Source organism: Streptomyces sp. NPDC021096 (genome assembly GCF_040641275.1).
Classification (GTDB): Bacteria; Actinomycetota; Actinomycetes; order Streptomycetales; family Streptomycetaceae; genus Streptomyces.
In genome coordinates, this window is sequence record NZ_JBFADG010000001.1 from 93,802 (window position 1) to 115,184 (window position 21,383).

Here is a 21,383-nt window from a genome sequence, read left to right on the forward strand (position 1 = left end):
CTGAGGCCGGACTGAACAGATACGTACGGCGGCGGCGCGCGGCGAAGCCAAGGAGCTTAGCCGCGCGTTGTCGTGCCGCGTCGAGGTTTCCGTGAAAGCGCAGGAGTAAACGGAGTGTGAGCTTTCCCACGTGACCGGGAATTGCCTCCGAGTGTGCCGTTCGGGCAGAGTCTGGGTCCTGTCAGGCCCCGCATACGGCACTTGAGTCCCTCCAGGGACAGTGCTTCACCAGCAAAACTGAACAGCGTCGCCGTATGCCGCCCGAGCACATGCGGACCTCCTTCGCGGGAGGGCCCACCGGGTCCGTGCCTCCAGTGACCGGCCGGTCCCTCGTGGGGCCGGTGCAATCGGAGGCCAGCGCCAGGGGCACGATCGCGTCCGCGAGGTCACCTATGCGGGCGATGCTGGAAGGAAAACGTGTGAGCCGGATTTCTGTCCGGGGATTCGCCGTGGCCTCTGCCACCGCGGTCACCACCGTCGGCGCCGTTGTGGGTGTCGCCGCGGGCAACGACCAGGGCGCGACCGACAGGGTCGAGGCCACCGCTGCCGACGCGACGCTTCTCGCGGACATCCCCGCAGGACAGAACGTCCAGGCCCAGACCGCTTCCCTCACGCAGCAGGCGGACACGCAGGCCGAGGCCGCCGACACCGCCGCGAAGAAGGACGCCGAGGAGTCCGCGCGCAAGCAGGCCGCGGAGGACGCCACCGCGAAGAAGGAAGCCGCTGAGGAAGCGGCGAAGAAGAAGGAGGCCGAGGAGAAGGCCAAGGAGCGCGACAAGGAAGAGGTCAGCAGCCGTTCGGCTACGCGTGACGCCTCTTCGTTCGCGGTCAAGGGCTCCTACTCGGTCGCCGAGGTCCAGGCCATGGCCCGGCAGATGGTCCCCGCGGACCAGTTCCAGTGCTTCAGCAACATCGTGAACAACGAGAGCACCTGGGACTACACCGCCACGAACCCGTCCTCGGGTGCGTACGGCCTGGTGCAGTCGCTGCCCGCCAGCAAGATGTCCTCCGCGGGCGCCGACTGGCGGACCAACCCGGCCACGCAGATCAAGTGGGGCCTCGGCTACATGAACGAGTCCTACGGCAGCCCCTGTGGTGCCTGGTCGTTCTGGCAGGCCAATCAGTGGTACTAGGCCCCTGGGCCTTACCCCGTACAGCGCTCGAAGCCCCCGGCCGATGCGGCCGGGGGCTTCGTCGTATCCGGGGGGAGGTAACGTCGACGCGGATGGTCACGGGGGAGTGGGGGTAGAGGAAGAAGAATGTCCAGATTGCCACGATGGGTCGGAGGCCTCGGTACGGGGCTGATACGGCTCGCCGAACGGCTCGACGCCCGCAAGGCGGGTACGGGGCCCGAAGCCGAGCCCCGACCCGCGCCCCGGTCCGCGTCCGTACGCCCGTCAGCTCCCGATCCCGACCCGGATCCGGCCGTCATGCCCGCACCCGAGCACGTCCCCCCGCCGCCCGGCGGGGCGCCCGCCGCGGCCGGCCCGCGGCCCGATCCCGTCGCCGCCGTCCCCTGGGGCGTGCGGGTCGCGGCCGAGGTCGGCTGGCGGCTGCTGGTGCTGGCCGGAACGCTGTGGGTGCTGATGCGGGTCATCAGCGCCGTGCGCCTGGTGGTGCTGGCGTTCGTCGCCGGCCTGCTGATCACGGCGCTGCTGCAGCCGACCGTCGGGTGGCTGAAACGGCGCGGTGTGCCGCGCGGGGTCGCCACCGCGATGACGTTCGTCTCCGGCTTCGTCGTCATGGGCCTGGTCGGCTGGTTCGTGGTGTGGCAGGTCACGGAGAACCTCGACGACCTGTCCAAGCAGGTGCAGCACGGTATCTCGGAGCTCAAGCGCTGGCTGCTCAACAGCCCGTTCCACGTCACCGAGGACCAGATCAACAACATCGCCGACAAGCTCAGCGAGGCGATCGGCACCAACACCAAGGACATCACCACGGCGGGCATAGAGGGCGTCCAGGTGATCATCGAGGTGCTGACGGGCATCCTGCTCGCGATGTTCAGCACGCTCTTCCTGCTCTACGACGGCCCCAAGATCTGGCAGTGGCTGCTCAAGCTGGTGCCGACCGCGGCCCGCGAGGGCGTGGCGGGCGCGGGCCCGCGCGCGTGGGCGACGCTGACGGCCTATGTGCGCGGCACGGTGATAGTGGCCCTGATCGACGCGATCTTCATCGGCATAGGGCTGTTCTTCCTGGACGTGCCCATGGCCGTGCCGCTGGCCGTGTTCATCTTCCTGTTCGCCTTCATCCCGCTCGTCGGTGCGGTCGTCTCCGGTGCGCTGGCGGTCGTGGTGGCGCTGGTGACGCGCGATGTGTTCACGGCGGCGATGGTGCTGATAGTGGTCCTCGCGGTGCAGCAGATCGAGGGCCACGTCCTGCAGCCCTTCATCCTCGGCCGTGCGGTGCGCGTCCACCCGCTGGCGGTGGTCCTCTCGGTGGCCGCCGGTTCCCTGGTCGCCGGCATCGGCGGCGCGGTGGTCGCGGTGCCGCTGGTGGCGGTGACCAACGCGGTCGTCGGATATCTGCGGGCCTACGCGAAGGAGGCCGCCGAGAAGGCGGCACGGGCGAGGCTGGACGTCACGCCCGAGGAGGCGGCGGCGGTGGCGACACCGCCACCCTCGCCCCCCGCATGACGCACGCATGACGAAGCGGGCCCCGACCTCATCAGAGGTCGGGGCCCGCTTCGGCGTCGTGCGACTGTCAGCCGTTCAGCACGGCCTCGGCGTCCAGGGTGGCGCCGACGGCCTGGAGGACCGAGGCGATCTTGAACGCTTCCTGGATCGTCTCGCGCTCCACGCCGGCCTTGCGCAGCACCTGCTCGTGGGAGTCGAGGCACATGCCGCAGCCGTTGATGGCGGAGACCGCCAGGGACCACAGCTCGAAGTCGACCTTCTCCACGCCGGGGTTGCCGATGACGTTCATCCGCAGACCCGCGCGCAGGTTGCCGTACTCCGGGTCCGACAGCAGGTGCCGGGTCCGGTAGTAGACGTTGTTCATCGCCATGATCGCGGCAGCGGCCTTGGCGGCGGTGTACGCCTCGGGGGAGAGGTTGGCCTTGGCCTCCGGCTCCAGCTCGCGCAGCACGATCGGCGAACGGGTCGCGATCGCGCAGGAGAGGACGGTGCCCCACAGCTGCTGCTGCGGAAGGTCGGAGTTGCCGATGACCGAGCCGAGGTTCAGCTTCAGGTCCTTGGCGTAGTCCGGTATGGCGGACTTCAGCTCATCGAGCGCCATGGGGAATCAGCTCACTCGCCGGCGAGGAGCTTGACGGCGTCGAGGGTGTCCTCGCCCTTGGACCAGTTGCAGGGGCACAGCTCGTCCGTCTGCAGCGCGTCGAGGACCCGCAGGACCTCCTTGGGGTTACGGCCGACGGAACCGGCGGTCACCATGACGAACTGGATCTCGTTGTTCGGGTCCACGATGAAGACGGCGCGCTGGGCGTAGCCGTCCTCGCCCTCGACGCCGCAGGCCTGCATGAGCTCGTGCTTGGCGTCGGCCAGCATCGGGAAGGGCAGGTCACGCAGGTCGGCGTGGTCCTTGCGCCAGGCGTGGTGGACGAACTCGGAGTCGCCGGAGACGCCGAGGATCTGGGCGTCACGGTCGGCGAACTCGTCGTTCAGCTTGCCGAAGGCCGCGATCTCGGTCGGGCACACGAAGGTGAAGTCCTTGGGCCAGAAGAAGACGACCTTCCACTTGCCCTCGTAGGTCTTGTTGTCGATCTGCGCGAAGGCCTTGTCCGCGTCGAGGTCCACACAGGCGGTCAGGTCGAACTCGGGGAACTTGTCACCGACAGTGAGCACGCGCTCTCCTTGCAACGGAGGAAAGCCCTGTTCATGGGGTTTCCTGCGGGTTGGACGAGAACCACAGTGCCACAGGAGGCATTGATAGCGGAAATAGCTAGACTGGGTCGTGTTGATCGGAGGTGGTTATCAATGACGTCGTCCATAGCCCAGCCCGTGCCGCCGGCGCGGCCCCGCCAGCCCAGCTTCGCCCAGCTCCGGGCGTTCGCCTCCGTGGCCGAGCACCTGCACTTCCGGGATGCCGCGAGCGCCATCGGGATGAGCCAGCCCGCCCTGTCGGGGGCCGTCTCGGCGCTGGAGGAGCTGCTCGGGATTCAGCTTCTCGAGCGTACGACGAGAAAGGTACTGCTCTCTCCCGCGGGTGAGCGGCTGGCCGCCCGGGCCCGTACGGTGCTCGACGCCGTCGGTGACTTCATGGAGGAGGCCGACGCGGCCCGCGCGCCCTTCACGGGCGTCCTGCGGCTCGGCGTCATCCCGACCGTGGCGCCCTACCTGCTGCCGATCGTCCTGCGCCTGGTCCACGACTCCTACCCGGACCTCGACCTCCAGGTCCACGAGGAGCAGACCTCCTCCCTGCTGGACGGCCTCACCCAGGGGCGGCTCGACCTGCTGCTGCTCGCCGTGCCGCTGGGCGCGCCCGGCGTCACCGAAATCCCCCTGTTCGAGGAGGACTTCGTCCTCGTCACGCCTTGCGACCACTGGCTGGCCGGGCGGGGCGACATCCCCCGTGCCGCGCTGCGCGAGCTGGATCTGCTGCTGCTGGACGAGGGGCACTGCCTGCGCGACCAGGCCCTCGACATCTGCCGCGAGGTGGGGCGCACGGAGGGGGCGCCGATGACGACGAGCGCGGCCGGGCTGTCCACGCTGGTCCAACTGGTCGGCGGCGGCCTCGGGGTGACCCTGCTGCCGCGCACCGCGCTGCGCGTGGAGACCGGGCGCAGCGACCGCCTCGCCACCGGGTACTTCGCCGAGCCCGCGCCGTCGCGGCGCATCGCGCTGGCCATGCGGTCGGGGGCGGCGCGGCAGGGGGAGTTCGAGGAGTTCGCGGCCGCGCTGCGGGTGGAGCTGGGGCGGCTTCCGGTGCGGATCGTCGACTGAACCGCCGTACGGGCAAGGGGTGCTGACCCCCGTCCAGTGCCCCTTGCCCGTACTTCCGGTGCGGTCTACTCCGCCCGGAGTCCGTCCGGGCGCATCATGCGCCACAGCGGTGGCAGCGCGGCGAGCGTGACGAGCGCGATGACGCCGAGGCCCAGGCCCACGACGGGCAGGAAGGCGAACCGGTCCGGTACGGGGACGTCGAACGGCGACAGCATCGACCGGCCGAGGGCGAGCCCTCCCAGGACGGCGAGCGGCATGCCGAGGGCCACCGGGATGGCGGTCTGCCACACCACCGACCAGGCCACGGTCGAGCGGGGCGTCCCGAACGCGGCGAGCGTGGCCAACGGCCGCCTGCGTTCGCGCAGTTGCTCCACCGTGGTCAGCAGCAGGCTCGTCGCGACCAGGCCCAGGGTCATGGCCGCCGCCCAGGGCAGGATGCCCAGCATGGTGCCGTACTCACTGGACCCGTCCTGGTCGGGGAGGTACCGGATCTCATGACCGGGGCCGATGGCGGCGCTGGTGTTGCGGACGTGTTCCAGGGTGTCCGGGAACGGCGGTAGGAGCTGGACCAGCAGGTCGGCGCCGGCGTCCGGCAGGCCGCGGACGTCGACGGCGGAAGGGGTGGCCAGCACCGCCGCGTCGACCGGCCGGAAGTCCGACGTGTCCTGCCGCGTCACCACGGGAGCCGTCGCCGGCACGGTCCAGCGCGGCCCGTCCCCGCCGTCGCGCCGCAGGCTGAGGTCCGTGCCGGGCCGCACCGGCACCGGGTTGCGCGGGGTGCCCCGGTCGACGACGAAGACGTCGCCGTCCGCGCAGGACTCCAGCCCGGCCGCCCGGCGCAGGGACGCGCAGTCACCGACGGCGAGCGTGACGATGCCGCGGTCGCCGGCCCGTGCCACCGGGAGGTGGGTCAGGCCGGCCACCGACCGGACACCCCGCGTGCCGCGGAACCGCTCGGCGAGCGCCCGTACGTCGTCCTCGGGCCCCAGCCGCATCGACACGCCGACGACGTCCCGCCCCTCGGCCCACGGCGACGACGCGGGAGCGCCCACGCCGGCGAGCAGTGTCTGTACCGCGATCGCACCGGCCACCGCGACGGTGATGCCGGTGACGGCCCGGGAGGCGGGGCCGCTGTCCAGCTGCAGCCGCCGGATGGCGAGCTGCCAGGACGGCGGGCCGCCGCGCAGCCGGCGGACGACGGCTTCGACCAGCCAGGGCAGCAGCGTGACGACGCCCAGGAGGACCAGCGTGCTGCCGACGACCGCACCCAGACCCCGGTAGTCGAGCATCCCTTCCTCCGCCGCGATGCGGAGCCGGAGGGCGTACGGCGCCAGCACCACCAGGCCCGTCACGGGCACGGCGAGCCGCCACCACATCCGGCGCCGCGGTCGCGCCTGCCCGCGCACCACGCCCAGCGGCTCGATGGCGACGGCGCGCAGCGCGAACAGGGCGATGACGACGGCCGCCAGCGGCACCCCGAGCACGATCAGGACGAGGGACAAGGGGCCCGGCGTGAAGTCGGCCGGGAAGAAGCCGGTGCCCCGCAGGGACAACCGTGGCGCGAACTGCCGGGCGCCGGCGAAGAGTGCCCCGCCGAGCGCGAGGCCGAGCAGCGAGGCGCACACCGTCTCGCCGGCCGCGACGCGGCGCGTCGTGCGGTTGTCCGCGCCCACCAGCCGTAGGGCGGCGAGCCTGCGATCGCGGCGTTCGCCGCCGAACCGCACGGCCGTGGCGATGAGCACGCACACCGGCAGCAGCAGGGCCGCGCAGGCCATGCCGCCCAGCAGCGTCTCGGCGGGGCCGGGCCGGGGTTCGCCGAAGCCGTCGCCGAAAGCGGCGATGCGTGAGGGTTTGGTCGGGAGGTGGCCGCGGACGGCGAGACGGTCGTCGCCCGCGTAGTAGAGGAGCTCGTCGGGGCCCTTGAGCCCCTGGTCGCCGACGGTGCCGGCGATGCGGTGGGGCAGCCGCTCGCGCAGCAGCGCCCCGCGTTCGGAGGCGAGGAGATCGCGCAGGGCGGGGGAGACCGCCATCTCGCCCGGCGCGGGCAGTGCGGTGACGCCCGGCGGCTTCGGCGCCCGCGGCCCCTCCGGCCGCAGCAGCCGGCCCCGGATGCTCCGGCCCCGGTAGACGGTGTCGGCCTCCTGCACCAGCAGGGTCGCCGTACCGGCCCGGTCGGCCGTCCGGCCGTCGTCCCCGCGTGCCTCGGCCCGGGTGTTCCGGGCGTCCAGCGCCTGCGGCAGCGCGGCGGCGAACAGGAGCAACGCCACACCGATGCCGACGCCCGCCGCCGTCAGGGCGGTGCGCAGCAGGCCCGCGCGGCCGCCGGTGACGGCGAAGCGCACCCCCATGGCCAGGTCGCGGGCCCAGCCGCGTAAGACGGTCACCGCGCACCCGCCATGTCCCGTGCCCTGCCGTCGCGCACGATGACCTCGCGGTCGGAGTAGGCGGCGATCCGGGCGTCGTGCGTGACCAGCACCACGGCCGCCCGGGTCTCCCGCGCGGCGTCCGTCAGCAGCTCCATCACGCGCTCGCCGTTGAGCGAGTCCAGAGCGCCGGTGGGCTCGTCGGCGAAGATCACCCGCGGGGCGGTGACCAGGGCCCGGGCCACGGCGACGCGCTGGCCCTGGCCGCCGGAGACCTCGCCGGGGCGCTGGGCGCGGGTGTCGGACACCTCCAGGCGCTCCAGCCACCGCAGGGCCTGCTCCTCGGCGTCCTTGCGCCGGACGCCGCCCAGCCGCAGCGGCATGGCGACGTTCTCGACGCAGGTCAGCTCGGGTATGAGCCGGCCGAACTGGAAGACGAAGCCGAAGTCGCCCCGGCGCAGGGCGCTGCGCCCGGCGTCCGGCATCGTCGTCAGCTCGTGGTCGCCGTAGCGCACGGAGCCGGCGTCCGGGCGCACGATCCCCGCGAGGCAGTGCAGCAGGGTGGACTTGCCGGAGCCGGAGGGGCCCATGACGGCGACGACCTCGCCGGGGTGTACGGAGAAGTCCGCGCCGTCGAGCGCGACGGTCAGCCCGTAGGACTTGCGCAGGCCCGTGGCGGCGAGGATCGACCCGGCGGGCGTCATGTGCGCACCGCCTGGGCGAGCTGCTCCAGGCGGGCGGCGGTCAGCTCCAGCCAGCGCAGATCGGCCTCCAGGTGGAAGAGCGCGTGGTCGCAGATGAGCTGGTCGGCGAGGTCGCCGCCGCGCTTGCGCCGGGTGAGCTCGCGCATCAGGCGCAGATGCTCCGAGCGCTGGCCGTCGAGGAGGTCGGCCGCGTCGCGGCCGGTCAGCAGCGCGAGAACGACCTTCGTGTAGAGCGTGGACTGCAGATACGGCTCGGGCTTCTCGGGCTGGGCCAGCCACTGCCCGACGTCGGTGACACCGGCGTCGGTGATGGCGTAGCGCTTGCGGTCCGGGCCGCCGCCCTGTTCGACCCCGTCCACCTCGACCAGGCCGTTCTTCAGCAGTCGCGACATCGTCGCGTAGACCTGGCCGTAGTGCAGGGGCCGGTCGTGACCGAAACGTTCGTCGAAGGCGCGCTTGAGGTCGTAGCCGTGGCGGGGGCCGGACTCCAGCAGGCCGAGGAGCGTGTGTCCGATAGACATGGAAAGGACTCTACATCGCGTGTATACACGCTGTGTATAGGCGTGCACGAAGAAGCCGGAGCCCCGGATGATGCCCGGTTGCTCCGGCTTCGTCCCGGTTACTCCGACTTCGGTGGGCGGCCCTGCTTGCGGATCGCGCCGACGTCCTTCGGCAGCCGGCCGGCGTCGGCCAGGGCCTTGCGGAGCAGGAACTCGATCTGCGCGTTCGCGCTGCGCAGCTCGTCGTTCGCCCAGCGGCTCAGCGCGTCGTGGACAAGCGGGTCGAGCCGCAGCAGCACCTGCTTGCGCTGCTGCGGCCGTCGGGGCCGGTCCTCCGTCACTGGTAGAGGGTGCCGGTGTTCAGGACGGGCTGGGCGGCCCGGTCACCGCACAGCACCACCATCAGATTGCTGACCATGGCCGCCTTCCGTTCCTCGTCCAGTTCCACGATGCCCTGCTCGCTGATCCGCTCCAGGGCCTGCTCCACCATGCCGACCGCGCCCTCCACGATCAGTTTGCGGGCTGCGACGACCGCGCCCGCCTGCTGGCGCTGGAGCATCGCCGAGGCGATCTCGGGTGCGTAGGCCAGGTGGGTGAAGCGCGACTCGATGATGCGCACGCCGGCCGCCTGGACCCGCAGGTGCAGCTCGGCGGCGAGCTTCTCGGTGATCTCCTCGGCGTTGCCGCGCAGCGAGAGGGCGTCCTCGTCGTGCGCGTCATAGGGGTACTCGATGGCGATGTGCCGCACGGCCGCCTCGGTCTGGGTGGAGACGAACTCCTGGAAGTCCTCCACCTGGAACATCGCCTGCGCGGTGTCCTCCACCCGCCACACCACGACGGCGGCCAGCTCGATGGGGTTGCCGTACGCGTCGTTGACCTTCAGTACGGCGGTCTCGTGGTTGCGGACCCGGGTGGAGAGCTTCTCGCGGCTGGTGAAGGGGTTGACCCAGCGCAGGCCCTCGGTGCGGATCGTGCCGCGGTAGCGGCCGAAGAGCTGGACGACCTGGGCCTCGCCCGGGGAGACGGTGTTCAGCCCGCACATCGCGATGACCGCGGCGAGGGCCACGAGGATGCCGACGGGGATGAGCGCCACGGAGAGGGGCTTGCCTATGACGGCTCCCGCGACGACGGCACCGGCGCCGGCGAGCAGCCCCACGAGGCCGAGCAGCAGGGCCAGGCCGCCGCCGATGTCATTGGCCGCGACCTCGCGGACCGGCGGCCTCGACGTGGTGTCCGGCGTGGTGCCGGAAGTGGTCTCGGACATGGGTGAGCCCCCCTGTTCATGCTGGCTGCGCGGCGGCCGGAGCGTGCCTCGCACTGTCTAGCAAAGTGATAGCACATTATCGCCCTGTACGGTTTCCCGCACTACGCCGTACCGGGTTCCCGCCATCCGGGGTGCTGTATGTCACGTCCGTTATTGCCGTGATCGATGGGCGTTTGGCGGCAGATGCGGTGTTAGCTTCGTGAGCTGGGTTGGGGGCGGACGGACTGGAGCTACGGGAGAGATGGGCCGAGCGGACGCGCGACGAGCGCAGAAGAAGGGCAGTAGCCCTGAACGGGGCGGCAAGAAGCCCAAGAAGACCGGCATACGCCGGTTCTTCACCTGGAAGTTGCTGCTTGCCTACTTCCTTGGTGTGATCGCCCTGGGGTTGGGGTCGTTCTACGCCCTGTACCTGTACGTGGACGTGCCCGGCAAGGGCAACGAGGCCGCGAAGGCGCAGAGCAACGTCTACAAGAACCAGAAGGGCGAGGTGATCGCCCGCCTCGGCGAGGTCAACCGCGAGGAAGTCCCGCTGACGAAGGTTCCCAAGGACGTCCAGAACGCCGTCGTCGCCGCCGAGAACAAGAAGTTCTGGACCGACCCCGGCGTGGACCTCAAGGGCACCGCGCGCGGCATCCTCAACACCGTGATGGGCCGCGGCAAGCAGGGCGGCTCGACGATCACCCAGCAGTACGTCAAGAACTACTACCTGGACCAGCGTCAGACCGTCACCCGCAAGGTGAAGGAACTGATCATCTCGCTGAAGGTCCAGGACCAGAAGCCGAAGGAAGAGATCCTCGCCGGCTATCTGAACACCAGTTACTTCGGCCGCAACGCCTCCGGTATCCAGGCGGCGGCCCGTGCGTACTACGGCAAGGACGTCGACAAGATCACCCTCGAGGAGGGTGCCTACCTGGCCGCGCTGCTCCAGGCGCCGAGCCAGTACGACTGGGGGACGGCCAGCGACGCCGGCAAGAAGAACGTCGAGGCCCGCTGGAACTACGTGCTCGACAAGATGGTCGAGCAGAAGTGGCTCGACCCGGGCAAGCGCCAGACGATGAAGTTCCAGCCGCCCGGCCCGACCAAGGCCCCGGAGGGCCTGACCGGCTCGAACGGCTACCTCGTCCAGGCCGCCCGGCAGGAGATGATCCGGGACCTCAAGCGCCAGGGCCGCCCGGAGAGCGACTTCGCGGCCGGTGGCTGGACGATCACGCTCAGCATCGACCCGAAGAAGCAGGCCGCGCTGGAGAAGGCGGTCAAGCACAAGCTGACCGACGACCTGGACCCCAAGGCCCGCGAGGTCGACGGCCATGTGCAGCCCGGCGCCGTGTCCGTGGACGTCAAGACCGGCCAGGTCGTGGCGCTCTACGGCGGCCAGGACTTCATCAAGCACCAGACGAGCAACGCCACGCGCGGCGACTTCCAGCCGGCTTCCACCTTCAAGCCGCTGATCCTCGCCTCGGCGCTGCAGAACGGCTCGAAGACGCAGGACAAGAAGCCGATCACCTCCTCCACCACCTATGAGGGCACCAACAAGCGCCCCGTCGTGGACAAGGGCGCTCCGGTCGGCTTCGCCCCGGAGAACGAGGACGGCTACTCGGAGCCCGCGGTCACCGTCCAGAAGGCGATGAACGACTCGGTCAACTCCGTCTTCGCGCAGATGGCCGTCGACGTCGGCCTCTCCAAGGTCAAGAAGACCGCCGTCGAGCTCGGCATGAAGGGCGACTTCGAGGAGGTCCCCTCCCTGTCGCTGGGCTCCATGGGCGCGAGCCCGCTGGAGATGGCGGGCGTCTACGCCACGCTCGACAACCACGGCAAGAAGATCAACCCCAGCATCATCAAGTCCGTGTCCTGGAAGGGTGAGGCGTACAAGCTCCCCAACCCGGTCACCGACCAGCGCGTGGTCTCCCGCAACACCGCCGACGGCGTCACCGGCGTCATGACCGGTGTGGTCGACGACGGTACGGCGAACGTCGTCAGCAGCAGCCAGTACCAGGTGGCCGGCAAGACCGGTACCTCCGACGACAACAAGTCCGCCTGGTTCACCGGCTACACCCCCGGCCTGGTCACCTCCGTCGGTGTCTTCGGCGAGGGCCCCGGCGGCAAGCAGGTCTCCCTGCAGGGCACCGGCGGCGGCGGTCGCGTCAACGGTGGTGGCTACCCGGCCAGGATCTGGGCCGCGTACACCGCCTCCGTCTTCGACGACGACGAGGACAAGTCGAAGTTCGACCTGGACACCGAGGACGGCTTCGTGGCGCCGCAGGCGCCGGCCGGGACCCCGTCCGTGGGCGCGACCCCGTCGGCCGGCCGCAACACCCCGTCCGGTACGCCGTCGCCGCGCACCCAGTCGCCGACGTCGACGCCCGGCCGGCAGACGCCGTCGAACAAGCCGACGCCGCCGACGAACAAGCCGACGCCGCCCAAGCCCACCCCGCCGACACCGGGCCCCACCGCGCCCACCGGCAACACGGGCGACCCCTCGGGCACCCGCCCCAACGGCGGCATCGCCACCCCCTGAGCCGACGCACAGGCGAAAGGACCGGCCGCCCTCCCCGCACGGGGAGGGCGGCCGGTCCTTTTCCGTGCGGCGCTCAGCCGCCGTTGACCCTGGTGGCGATGCGGTCGCCCACGTTCTTGTCGATGTTGCGCCAGTACTGCAGCGCCCGGTCCAGCACGGGCCTGCTCACGCCGTTCCGCAGATGGCCGGCCACGTTGGACACCAGCCGCTCGCGCGCGGCGTCGTCGAGGACCTGGCGGACCATGGTGCCGGGCTGGCCCCAGTCGTCGTCCTCGCGGTGCAGCCGGTAGGCCTCGCGCACCATCTCGCCCGACGCCGCCCAGCCCGCGATCTCGCCGAAGCGGTCGGTGTCGGCCGCCGGGCCGCCGTAGGAGTTGGGCGCGTACGGGCGGGCCGTGTTCGCCGGCTCGTAGCGCATGGGGCCGTCCTTGGCGTACGAGTTCACGGGGGAGTGCGGGCGGTTGGGCGGGAGCTGGGCGTAGTTCGGGCCGATGCGGTAGCGGTGGGTGTCGGGGTAGGAGAAGAGCCGGCCCAGCAGCATCTTGTCGGGGGACGGGCCGATGCCCGGGACCAGGTTGGACGGCTCGAAGGCGGCCTGCTCGATGTGGACGAAGAAGTCGTCCGGGTTCCTGTCGAGCGTCATCCGGCCGACCTCGATCAGGGGGTAGTCGCCGTGCGGCCACACCTTGGTCAGGTCGAAGGGGTTGAAGCGGTAGCCCGGGGCGTCCTCGAACGGCATGACCTGGACGTTCATCGTCCACGAGGGGGCGTTGCCGCCCTCGATGGCCTCGAACAGGTCGCGGCGGTGCTTGTCGGCGTCCGAGCCCGCCAGCTCGTCCGCCTCCGCCTGGGTGAGGAAGTCGATGCCCTGGTCGGTCTTGATGTGGTACTTGACCCAGAACCTCTCGCCCCCGCCGTTGACCCACATGAACGTGTGCGAGCTGTAGCCGTTCATGTGGCGCCAGGTCTTCGGGATGCCCCGGTCGCCCATCAGCCAGGTGACCATGTGCGCGGACTCCGGGGAGAGCGTCCAGAAGTCCCACTGCATGTCGTTGTTGCGCAGCCCCGTGCGCGGATGGCGCTTCTGGCTGCGGATGAAGTCCTGGAATTTCTGCGGGTCACGGACGAAGAAGACCGGGGTGTTGTTGCCGACGAGGTCGTAGTTCCCATGCGCTGTGTAGAACTTCAGTGCGAACCCGCGCGGGTCGCGCCAGGTGTCCGGCGACCCCTGCTCGCCGGCCACGGTGGAGAAGCGCGCCAGCATCTCGGTGCGCCGGCCGGGCTGGAAGAGGTCCGCCTTGGTGAACTGGCTGACGTCGTTGGTCACCTGGAAGGTGCCGTAGGCGCCGCCGCCCTTGGCGTGCACCACCCGCTCGGGGACCCGTTCGCGGTTGAACTGGGCCATCTTCTCGATCAGATAGTGATCCTGGAGCAGGATGGGGCCGGTGTCACCGATGGTGAGCGAGTGTTCGTCGCTCTCCACCGGGATGCCGGCGTTGTTCGTGGTGTACGGGGTGTTCTGCGCCGAGTCGGTCATGGGATGCCTCCCGGGACGGGGAATGGTGAGGGCGGGCTGCTGCCGCGCCCTCCACCCGAGCCAGTGAACTCCTGCCGACAGCGTGTCGGCAACAGAGCCCTGGACACTGTCCAGAACTTCACCCCGTACGGCCCAACCCGGCCGCCTCAGCGTCCGTGAGCCGGCAGGGCCAGCTCGAACCACACCACCTTCCCCGTGCTCAAGCGGGTGGCGCCCCACCGCCGGGCCAGCTTGTTCACCAGGTACAGCCCGCGCCCGCCCTCGTCCGAGGGGCGGGCCTGCCGCAGCCGCGGCAGCTGCGGCACGTCGTCGCCGACCTCGCAGCGCAGCACGTCCGTACGCAGCAGCCGCAGCGTTATCGGCCGTTCCGCATAGCGCACGGCATTGGTGATCACCTCGCTGACCAGCAGCTCCACCCCGTCCGACAGCTCTTCCAGGCCCCAGCGCGTCAGCGCGCGCCGGGCCAGGCGGCGCGCCTGACGGGCGGTCTGGGGGCGCGGGTCGAGGAACCAGTACGCCACGTCGCTCGGGGCGATGCCCTCGAAGCGCGCCGCGAGCAGGGCGATGTCGTCGTCCCGGTCGCCGGGGCCGAGCATGCCCAGCACCTCGTCGCACAGGGGCTCCAGCGGCGGCGGATTGGGGCCGGTCAGCCGGGCCGTGTCGATCAGCCGCTCGCGCAGCTGCTCTATGCCGGTCCACACGTCCCGTATCCGCGACTCGACGAGGCCGTCCGTGTACAGCAGCAGCGTCGCCCCGGCCGGCGCGTCCAGCTCCACGGCCTCGAAGTCCACCCCGCCCACGCCGATCGGCGCGCCCGGCGGCACGCGCAGCACCTCCGCACGGCCGCCGCGGTGCAGCAGGACCGGCGGCGGATGGCCCGCGTTGGCGATCACGATGCGGTGGGCGACCGGGTCGTACACCGCGTACAGGCAGGTGGCCATGCGGTCGCTGCCCAGGCGCTGCGCCTGCTCGTCGAGGTGGTGCAGCACCTCCTGCGGCGGCAGGTCCAGGCCCGCCAGCGTCTGCGCCGTGGTCCGCAGCTGGCCCATGATCGCGGCGGACGTCATGGAGTGGCCCATGACGTCCCCCACGACCAGCGCCACCCGGTTGCCGGGCAGCGGGATCGCGTCGTACCAGTCGCCGCCGACGCGGGCGGTCTCGGCGGCCGGCAGATAGCGGCTGGCCAGCCGTACGCCGGTCGGCTGGGGCAGGGAGTCGGGGAGCATCGTGCGCTGCAGCTCGTCCGCGATGTAGACCTCGCGGCCGTACAGGACGGCCTTGTCCACGCCGAGCGCGGTGTGCGTGGCCAGCTGCGCCGCCACCAGCAGGTCGTCGCCCTCGAAGGGCGGCCGGTCCAGGCGGCGGATGAACACCGCCGCGCCGATCACCCGTCGTCGGCCGCGCAGCGGCGCCAGGATAGTGCGGTGCCGCTCCGGTACGTGCCGGTCCTCGCCCAGCAGCTCCGGCAGGGCCGCCCGCGCGGCTGAGGAGTCCCCGAAGACGGGCCGGACACCCCGCAGCACCTCCGCGAGCGGCCCGCCTATGCCCACCTCGCACCGCTCCGCGGCCTCGACGGCCAGCTCGGGCCCGGGGTCGGGCCGCTCCGGCGGGCCGTCGCCGTCGTCCAGGCCGCGGACGTACTCGGGCAGCCGGTCCGTGCGCCGCAGCCGCAGCACGACGGGGCCCACGGGCCGCTCGTCGCCCACGGGCAGGGGGTCGCGCAGATAGACGAGGATCGCGTCGGCGAAGGTCGGCACGGTCGCCCGGCACAGCCCCAGCACGATCTCGTCCAGGTCGATCCCGCGGGCGATGCGGCGCGTCGCGGCGCCGACGAAGCGCAGCCGCTCGCCGCCGCCGGAGGTGCCCGTGGGGGCCCGCACGGTGTCGGCGGTCCCCGGCCCGTCCCCGCCGGTCCCGTCGCGGGGCGGCGCCCCCCGGCCGGCCTCGCCCGCACCACGGGCGGCACCGGGCACGCCACCGCGCCGCCGCGACCCGGCTCCGCCCGAGCCGCCGGTGGCGGCGGACGCGGGGGAGGCGTGCGTCCGGCCGTCCGCGGGCCGGCCCTGCGCGCGCGGACCACGGCCCGCGGCGGGCGCCGCTCCGGCCGCCGGGGCCGGGTCGGAGTGGGCGGCACCATGCCCAGCCGCCGCGGCAGCGGCGTTCCGCCGCGCGGCCCGGGCGCCGGCGCGGGTGGCGGCGGGGGTCTTGCCGGGGGCGGTGCCGGGGGTCTCTGCGGGCGTAGCCCGGGACCGACCGGTCGCCGTGCCGCCGCGGGCGGCGCGGGTCCGGCCCGGCGCCGTGCCGGGGGTGCTACGGGTTTCGCCCGGCGCCGAGCCGGGGGCGCCTGCCCCGTCCCGCCGTGCTGCCCGGCCCCTGGCGGGCGTCGAGCCGGCGTCGGTGCCGGTGGGGGCGTGCGTCCCGCGGTCCGTGGGGGCGTCCTCCGCGTCCGCCGGGGCGTGGGTTCCGTAGTCGGCGTCCGGGGCGCCCTCGTCCGCTGGGCCGTGCGTCCCGCGGTCCGTGGAGGCGCTCTCCGCGTGGGCTCCCCGGTCGGTGTCCGGGGGGCTCTCGTCCGCGGGGGCGTGCGTCCCGCGGTCTGCGGAGGCACTCTCCGTGCGGGCTCCGCGGTCGGTGTCCGGGGCGCTCCCGTCCGCGGGGGAGTGCGTCACGCAGGCCCCCGCCGACGCGTCGCCGCATGCCTGGGCCTCGGCGTGGGGGTGCTGCCGCTCGCCGGCACGGTCCGTTCCGTCGGGCTGCCGGGGCAGCCGCGCGCCGACGCCGGGCACGTCGGCGCCCGAGCGCGGCGCGGCGGCGGTGCGCTGTCTTCCGTGGGAGTTGGGATGCTCCGTCACGCGTGGGGTTCCATCCGTCGGGGCCGTGCGCACACGCGCGGTCAGGCGCGGCGCAGGTTGAGGAAGAGCTGGATCTCGGGTGGTACGTCCGTACTCGCCGGGGCGTACGCCAGCGAGCTCTCCCCGGCGATGTCGAATCCCGCGTCACGCACGACCTGGCGCAATTCGTCCCGCAGGTAACCCGATACCCGGATCGTGTTCCCCAGGAACGGGATCGCGTAGTCGTCGACGTCGGCCTCGACCATCGAGAGCGCCAGCAGCCCCCCGGGTCTGAGCAGGTCGTGCAGCATCCGCAGCGCGTGCGGGATCTCCGGGCGCGGCAGCATCAGCAGGGCGAAGAACGCGGCGATGCCGTCGAACGTGCCCAGGCGCCCGTCGCGCAGATCGGCGAGGTCGCCCAAGTGGAAGACGGCATCCGGCACATGGCCGCGGGCGAGGTCGAGCATGCCGGGGGAGATGTCGTTGCCGACGACCTCGTGGCCCGCCTCCACCAGCTGACGTGCGGTCGGCAGGCCCGTACCGCAGCCGACGTCCAGGACGCGGGAGCCGGGCGGCAGGGCGGCGGCCAGCCAGGCACCGGCCTCGAGCTGGCCCTCCTTGTGCGGGAAGGCCTCGTCGTAGCGGTCGCCGATGGCGTCGAACGCCTCGGCCTGACCGCTGCGGTCCAGGCCTAACCGGGCGTAGCCGGCGTAGTCCCGCTGGTCGTCACCGCTCACGGCTCCGCCCTTCCTGTGACTGTGACTGTCTTTCATCGTGCCGTGCTGTGCAGTATCGCGGAGGCCGATCCTACGGTTGTCTCGCGGGGGATCGGCAAGCGGTTCACGCCCCGATTCACGCCCCGATGCGCGCCGGAGTGCGATCCCAGTCGTCGGGCAGCGCCGGCACCGGCCAGGCCGGGTCGGGCCGCCAGCCCTCCCAGCCGTCGGTGAACGGCGCGCCCCAGGACTCGATCAGCTCGACCGCCGCGCGTCCGGCGGCCCGTACCTTCTCGGCCCGGTCGGCGGGCATCAGGCCCGCACGCTGCGCCTGCGCGAACTCGTCCTCGTCCTTCCACTCCCAACTGCGGTCGGGGTAGACGGCGATGTCCAGGAAGTGGTCCTCGGAGTCGACGCCGCCGGCCCAGCGCGCGAGCGGTTCCTCGAGATTCACGTACCAGTTCCGAAAGCGCCAGTCGAGGTCCCAGAAGAGCCAGACCGACCAGGGCTCGCCGGGCCGGGCGAGCTTGAGCACACCGGGGCCGAACCAGCGGGTGACCGCGGTGGTGCGCGGCTTGGTGTAGCGCGTGGCCAGGGGCTCGTGGTGGATGGGGGTGCCGTCGGCCAGCAGCGGCTTGACGCAGTCGGTGCCGGGGGCCATCCAGGCCGCGAGCAGCTCGTCGGTGTCCTGGACCACGGTGACGGGACGACAGATGTGGACGGCGCTGGAGGCATTGGAGCGGTAGCGCCAGAGGATCTGGTCCCCGGGCGCCCAGTGGGCGCTGCCCGCCGTTTCCGTCGCGTCGTCCGTCGTCTCCGCTGTCATGCGCAGATCTTAGGTGCCCGTGCCACGAATGCGCCGTGATGTGCGCCGCAAAGGTCCGGTCCAGCGGGCGCGCGCCCCGCGCCCGCCGGGACCTGTCTCGGCCCTACGGGCGGGTCATGCGCAGGACGTCCAGGGCCTCGTCGAGCTGCTCCCTCGTCAGCAGCCCGCGGTCCACGTAGCCCGATTCGAGGACGACCTCGCGGATGGTCTTGCGCTCGGCAAGGGACTTCTTGGCCACCTTGGCCGCCTCCTCGTAGCCGATGTACCGGTTCAGCGGGGTGACGACGGAGGGCGAGGACTCGGCGTACTCGCGGGCCCGCTCGACGTTGGCGGTGATGCCGTCGATCGTGCGGTCGGCCAGCAGCCGGGAGGCGTTGGCCAGCAGCCGCACGGACTCCAGGAGGTTCTTCGCCATCACGGGGAGCATCACGTTGAGCTCGAAGTTTCCGGCGGCGCCCGCCGTGGCGACGGTGGCGTCGTTGCCGGTGACCTGGGCGGCCACCATCAGCACCGCCTCGCAGATGACCGGGTTGACCTTGCCGGGCATGATCGAGGAGCCGGGCTGGAGGTCCGGCAGATTGATCTCGGCGAGGCCGGTGCGCGGGCCCGAGCCCATCCAGCGGATGTCGTTGGCGATCTTGGTGAGGCCGACGGCGATGGTGCGCAGCTGGCCGCTGGTCTCCACCAGGCCGTCACGGGCGCCCTGGGCCTCGAAGTGGTCGCGGGCCTCGGTCAGCGGCAGCCCCGTGGTCCGCGCGATCTCCGCGATCACGGCGCCCGAGAACCCGGGCGGGGTGTTGATGCCGGTGCCCACCGCCGTACCGCCCAGGGGCAGTTCGGCCAGCCGGGGCAGCGAGGAGCGCAGCCGCTCGGCGCCGTAGCGGACCTGGGCGGCGTACCCCCCGAACTCCTGGCCCAGGGTGACGGGCGTGGCGTCCATCAGGTGCGTACGACCGGACTTCACGACCGTCGCGAACTCCTCGGCCTTGCGCTCCAGCGAGGCGGCCAGGTGGTCGAGCGCCGGGATGAGGTCACCGGTGACGGCGGCGGTGGCCGCGATGTGGATGGAGGAAGGGAAGACGTCGTTCGACGACTGGCTGGCATTGACGTGGTCGTTGGGGTGGACGGGGCGGCCGAGCCGCTCGGAGGCGAGCGTGGCGATGACCTCGTTGGCGTTCATGTTCGAGGACGTGCCCGAGCCCGTCTGGAAGACGTCGATGGGGAAGTGGTCGTCCCAGCGGCCCCCGACGACCTCCTCGGCGGCGGCCCCGATGGCGTCCGCGACGTCCTTCTCGATCACCCCCAGGCCGGCGTTGACCTTGGCCGCGGCGGCCTTGATCCGGCCCAGCGCCTCGATGTGCGCGCGCTCCAGGCGCTGCCCGCTGATGGGGAAGTTCTCGACGGCGCGCTGGGTCTGGGCACGCCACTTGGCGTCCGCGGGCACCCGCACCTCTCCCATCGAGTCGTGTTCGATCCGGTACTGCCCACTGTCGCTCATCGTCTTCTACCTCCTGACAAACAAAGCGTTTGTCTCGTTCACCGTGTTCCCAAAAGGCACTACCGACTAGTAAATACCGCGAGTAACAACTGAACTCGTGGAGGCTTCATGACACGCAGACCCACCCTGCGCTGTTCGCTCGCCGCCCTCGCGGCCTTCGCCGCGGCACTCGGCGCCACGGCCGCCGCCGGCCCGGCCGCCACCGCGGCCCCCCGCGCCACGGCCGCCACCGCCGCCGCTCCGCTTCCCCCCGAGCTGGAGAAGGTCCGCGCCGCCGAGGCCCTCAAGCTCTACGGCGACGCCGCGCAGCGCCCGCTCGAGGCGCGCAAGACCTCACTGCTCTCCCTCGGCGACAGCGAGATCTCCGGCGAGGGCGTCGGGACGTACGAGCCGGGCACCAACGGCCCCTCCAACTGGTGCCACCGCTCACCCGACGCGGCCATCCACCGCACCGGCATACCCGCCGACGTCACCTACAACGTCGCCTGCTCCGGCGCGTCCACCGGCAACATCCGCATCGGCGGCAGCAAGCAGTACGCGGACGAGCTCGTCCAGAGCGACAACCTCGCGGTCAAGGCCCGCAACACGCGCGTCAAGATGGTGCTGCTCGTCGCCGGCGCCAACGACGACCTCCAGTTCGGCCCGGTCATGACCGACTGCGTCACCCGCTATCTGACGCTCCAGGGCACCTGCGAGCCGAAGTACGCCCCGGGCTGGCAGGCGCGCGTCGACGCGCTGGTGCCCAAGGTCGAGCAGACCGTACGGGACCTGCGCAAGGTCATGACGGACGCGGGCTACGCCGACGGCGACTACAAGCTCGTCGTCATGGGCTACCCGAGCCCCATCGGCCCCGACTTCGCGGACAACCCCCGCTTCCCCGGCAAGATCCCCGGCGGTTGTGTGGGCCACACCTCCGACGCCGCCTGGGGCCGCAACACCGCCGTGCCCGCCTTCGCCCGCGGCATGGCACGGGCGGCCCGCGAGACCGGCGCCCACTACCTCGACAACTCCCGCCTCTTCCACGGCCACGAGGTGTGCATGGAGGACACCTGGGCCCGCGGCCTCTACGTCGACATCACCAACCCCATCCCGCCGAACGAGAACTCCGTACGGCAGTCCTTCCACCCCAACGCCCGCGGCCACGGCGCCTTCGCGTCCTGCCTCACCCAGCTCTACCGCTCCGGCTACCAGCAGGCCGGCTGCGCCGACCCGGCGAGCACCGGCGAGCCCGTGCTGTACAAGGGGGGCTGGGACGACGCGTTCCGGCCGCTGAAGAGCGCGGCGACGGGGACGTGCGTGGACGCGTACGGGGCGGCTTCCGCCAACGGCACGCAGGTGGGCGGCTGGCCGTGCTCGGGGGCCCGCAACCAGCAGTGGTGGTACGACGCGGGGCGGAAGTCGCTGCATTCCGCGCTGACGCATGACCGGTGTGTGGATGTGCCGGGGGGCCGCTATGCGGCTGGGACGGGTGTGGCGTTGTGGAACTGTCATGGGGGTGCGAATCAGCAGTTCGTGCTGGCCGGTGGCACGTTCCGGCCTGCGGCCGCGCAGGACCTGTGCCTGACGCTCGCGTCGGCCAAGGACGCGTTGCGGCTGCAGAAGTGTGACGGGTCGGCGTCACAGCGCTTCGCGTAGCCCCTGGCCCGCCCTTTCACCGTTTCTTGTCCTCAATCGCCGGACGGGCTAAAGATTCAGCCCGTCCGGCGATTGAGGACCGGGGTCCGGGGCGGAGCC

General features: G+C 71.8%; 17 protein-coding genes. 5 read left to right on the plus strand and 12 right to left on the minus strand.

What is annotated here, in order from left to right; translation table 11 throughout:
• Positions 1-401 precede the first annotated feature (401 nt).
• Both AB0G59_RS00460 and AB0G59_RS00465 read left to right on the plus strand, forming a co-directional pair.
• Positions 402-1,133: a transglycosylase SLT domain-containing protein gene (locus AB0G59_RS00460; RefSeq protein ID WP_360906499.1), complete on the plus strand. Its 732-nt coding sequence runs from the start codon at positions 402-404 to the stop codon at positions 1,131-1,133.
• Positions 1,134-1,259: 126 nt separating this feature from the next.
• The gene (locus AB0G59_RS00465; protein ID WP_360906501.1) at positions 1,260-2,633 is read left to right on the plus strand and encodes an AI-2E family transporter; all 1,374 of its coding nucleotides are present in this window, start codon (positions 1,260-1,262) and stop codon (positions 2,631-2,633) included.
• A 67-nt stretch (positions 2,634-2,700) separates the two neighbouring features.
• On the opposite strand, the gene AB0G59_RS00470 is transcribed toward AB0G59_RS00465, so the two are convergent.
• A complete protein-coding gene (locus tag AB0G59_RS00470) occupies positions 2,701-3,234 on the minus strand; it encodes an alkyl hydroperoxide reductase (protein WP_071965633.1) in 534 nt (177 codons plus the stop codon).
• A gap of 11 nt (positions 3,235-3,245) precedes the next feature.
• On the minus strand, positions 3,246-3,800 hold the full coding sequence (locus tag AB0G59_RS00475) for a peroxiredoxin (RefSeq protein ID WP_071965632.1): 555 nt from the start codon (positions 3,798-3,800) through the stop codon (positions 3,246-3,248).
• 132 nt (positions 3,801-3,932) lie between these two features.
• On the opposite strand from AB0G59_RS00475, the gene AB0G59_RS00480 reads away from it, so the two are divergent.
• Complete coding sequence (locus AB0G59_RS00480; protein WP_360906503.1) at positions 3,933-4,898, plus strand: LysR substrate-binding domain-containing protein; 966 nt, start codon at positions 3,933-3,935, stop codon at positions 4,896-4,898.
• A 65-nt stretch (positions 4,899-4,963) separates the two neighbouring features.
• Here the strand turns inward: AB0G59_RS00480 and AB0G59_RS00485 are convergent, their stop codons facing one another.
• From AB0G59_RS00485 to AB0G59_RS00505, 5 genes are all read right to left on the minus strand, one after another.
• The gene (locus AB0G59_RS00485) at positions 4,964-7,282 is read right to left on the minus strand and encodes an ABC transporter permease (protein WP_360906505.1); all 2,319 of its coding nucleotides are present in this window, start codon (positions 7,280-7,282) and stop codon (positions 4,964-4,966) included.
• Positions 7,279-7,965 carry an ABC transporter ATP-binding protein gene (locus tag AB0G59_RS00490; RefSeq protein WP_360906507.1) on the minus strand — a complete coding sequence of 229 codons (687 nt, stop codon included), beginning with the start codon at positions 7,963-7,965 and terminating at the stop codon, positions 7,279-7,281. Before AB0G59_RS00490 ends, AB0G59_RS00485 begins: the two co-directional genes overlap by 4 nt.
• On the minus strand, positions 7,962-8,486 hold the full coding sequence (locus AB0G59_RS00495; protein ID WP_360906509.1) for a PadR family transcriptional regulator: 525 nt from the start codon (positions 8,484-8,486) through the stop codon (positions 7,962-7,964). The genes AB0G59_RS00490 and AB0G59_RS00495 overlap by 4 nt, the downstream gene beginning before the upstream one ends.
• Before the next feature lie 98 nt (positions 8,487-8,584).
• Positions 8,585-8,806 carry a hypothetical protein gene (locus AB0G59_RS00500; RefSeq protein ID WP_360906511.1) on the minus strand — a complete coding sequence of 74 codons (222 nt, stop codon included), beginning with the start codon at positions 8,804-8,806 and terminating at the stop codon, positions 8,585-8,587.
• On the minus strand, positions 8,803-9,729 hold the full coding sequence (locus AB0G59_RS00505; RefSeq protein ID WP_360906513.1) for an SPFH domain-containing protein: 927 nt from the start codon (positions 9,727-9,729) through the stop codon (positions 8,803-8,805). Before AB0G59_RS00505 ends, AB0G59_RS00500 begins: the two co-directional genes overlap by 4 nt.
• A gap of 241 nt (positions 9,730-9,970) precedes the next feature.
• Here AB0G59_RS00505 and AB0G59_RS00510 point away from each other — a divergent pair, with 241 nt between their 5' ends.
• Entirely contained in the window at positions 9,971-12,244 is a 2,274-nt protein-coding gene (locus tag AB0G59_RS00510; RefSeq protein WP_360906514.1) for a transglycosylase domain-containing protein, read from the plus strand.
• 73 nt (positions 12,245-12,317) lie between these two features.
• On the opposite strand, the gene AB0G59_RS00515 is transcribed toward AB0G59_RS00510, so the two are convergent.
• The 5 genes from AB0G59_RS00515 to AB0G59_RS00535 form a co-directional block, all read right to left on the minus strand.
• A complete protein-coding gene (locus AB0G59_RS00515; protein WP_360906515.1) occupies positions 12,318-13,781 on the minus strand; it encodes a catalase in 1,464 nt (487 codons plus the stop codon).
• A 146-nt stretch (positions 13,782-13,927) separates the two neighbouring features.
• Positions 13,928-16,630: a SpoIIE family protein phosphatase gene (locus AB0G59_RS00520; RefSeq protein ID WP_360906517.1), complete on the minus strand. Its 2,703-nt coding sequence runs from the start codon at positions 16,628-16,630 to the stop codon at positions 13,928-13,930.
• Positions 16,631-16,671: 41 nt separating this feature from the next.
• Entirely contained in the window at positions 16,672-17,346 is a 675-nt protein-coding gene (locus AB0G59_RS00525; RefSeq protein WP_360906519.1) for a class I SAM-dependent methyltransferase, read from the minus strand.
• A 115-nt stretch (positions 17,347-17,461) separates the two neighbouring features.
• A complete protein-coding gene (locus AB0G59_RS00530; protein WP_360906521.1) occupies positions 17,462-18,151 on the minus strand; it encodes a DUF402 domain-containing protein in 690 nt (229 codons plus the stop codon).
• A gap of 103 nt (positions 18,152-18,254) precedes the next feature.
• Entirely contained in the window at positions 18,255-19,649 is a 1,395-nt protein-coding gene (locus tag AB0G59_RS00535; protein ID WP_360906523.1) for a class II fumarate hydratase, read from the minus strand.
• A gap of 108 nt (positions 19,650-19,757) precedes the next feature.
• Between AB0G59_RS00535 and AB0G59_RS00540 the strand changes: the two genes are divergently transcribed.
• Positions 19,758-21,284 (plus strand): ricin-type beta-trefoil lectin domain protein, encoded by a 1,527-nt coding sequence (locus tag AB0G59_RS00540; protein WP_360906525.1) that lies wholly within the window; start codon positions 19,758-19,760, stop codon positions 21,282-21,284.
• Positions 21,285-21,383: the final 99 nt, after the last annotated feature.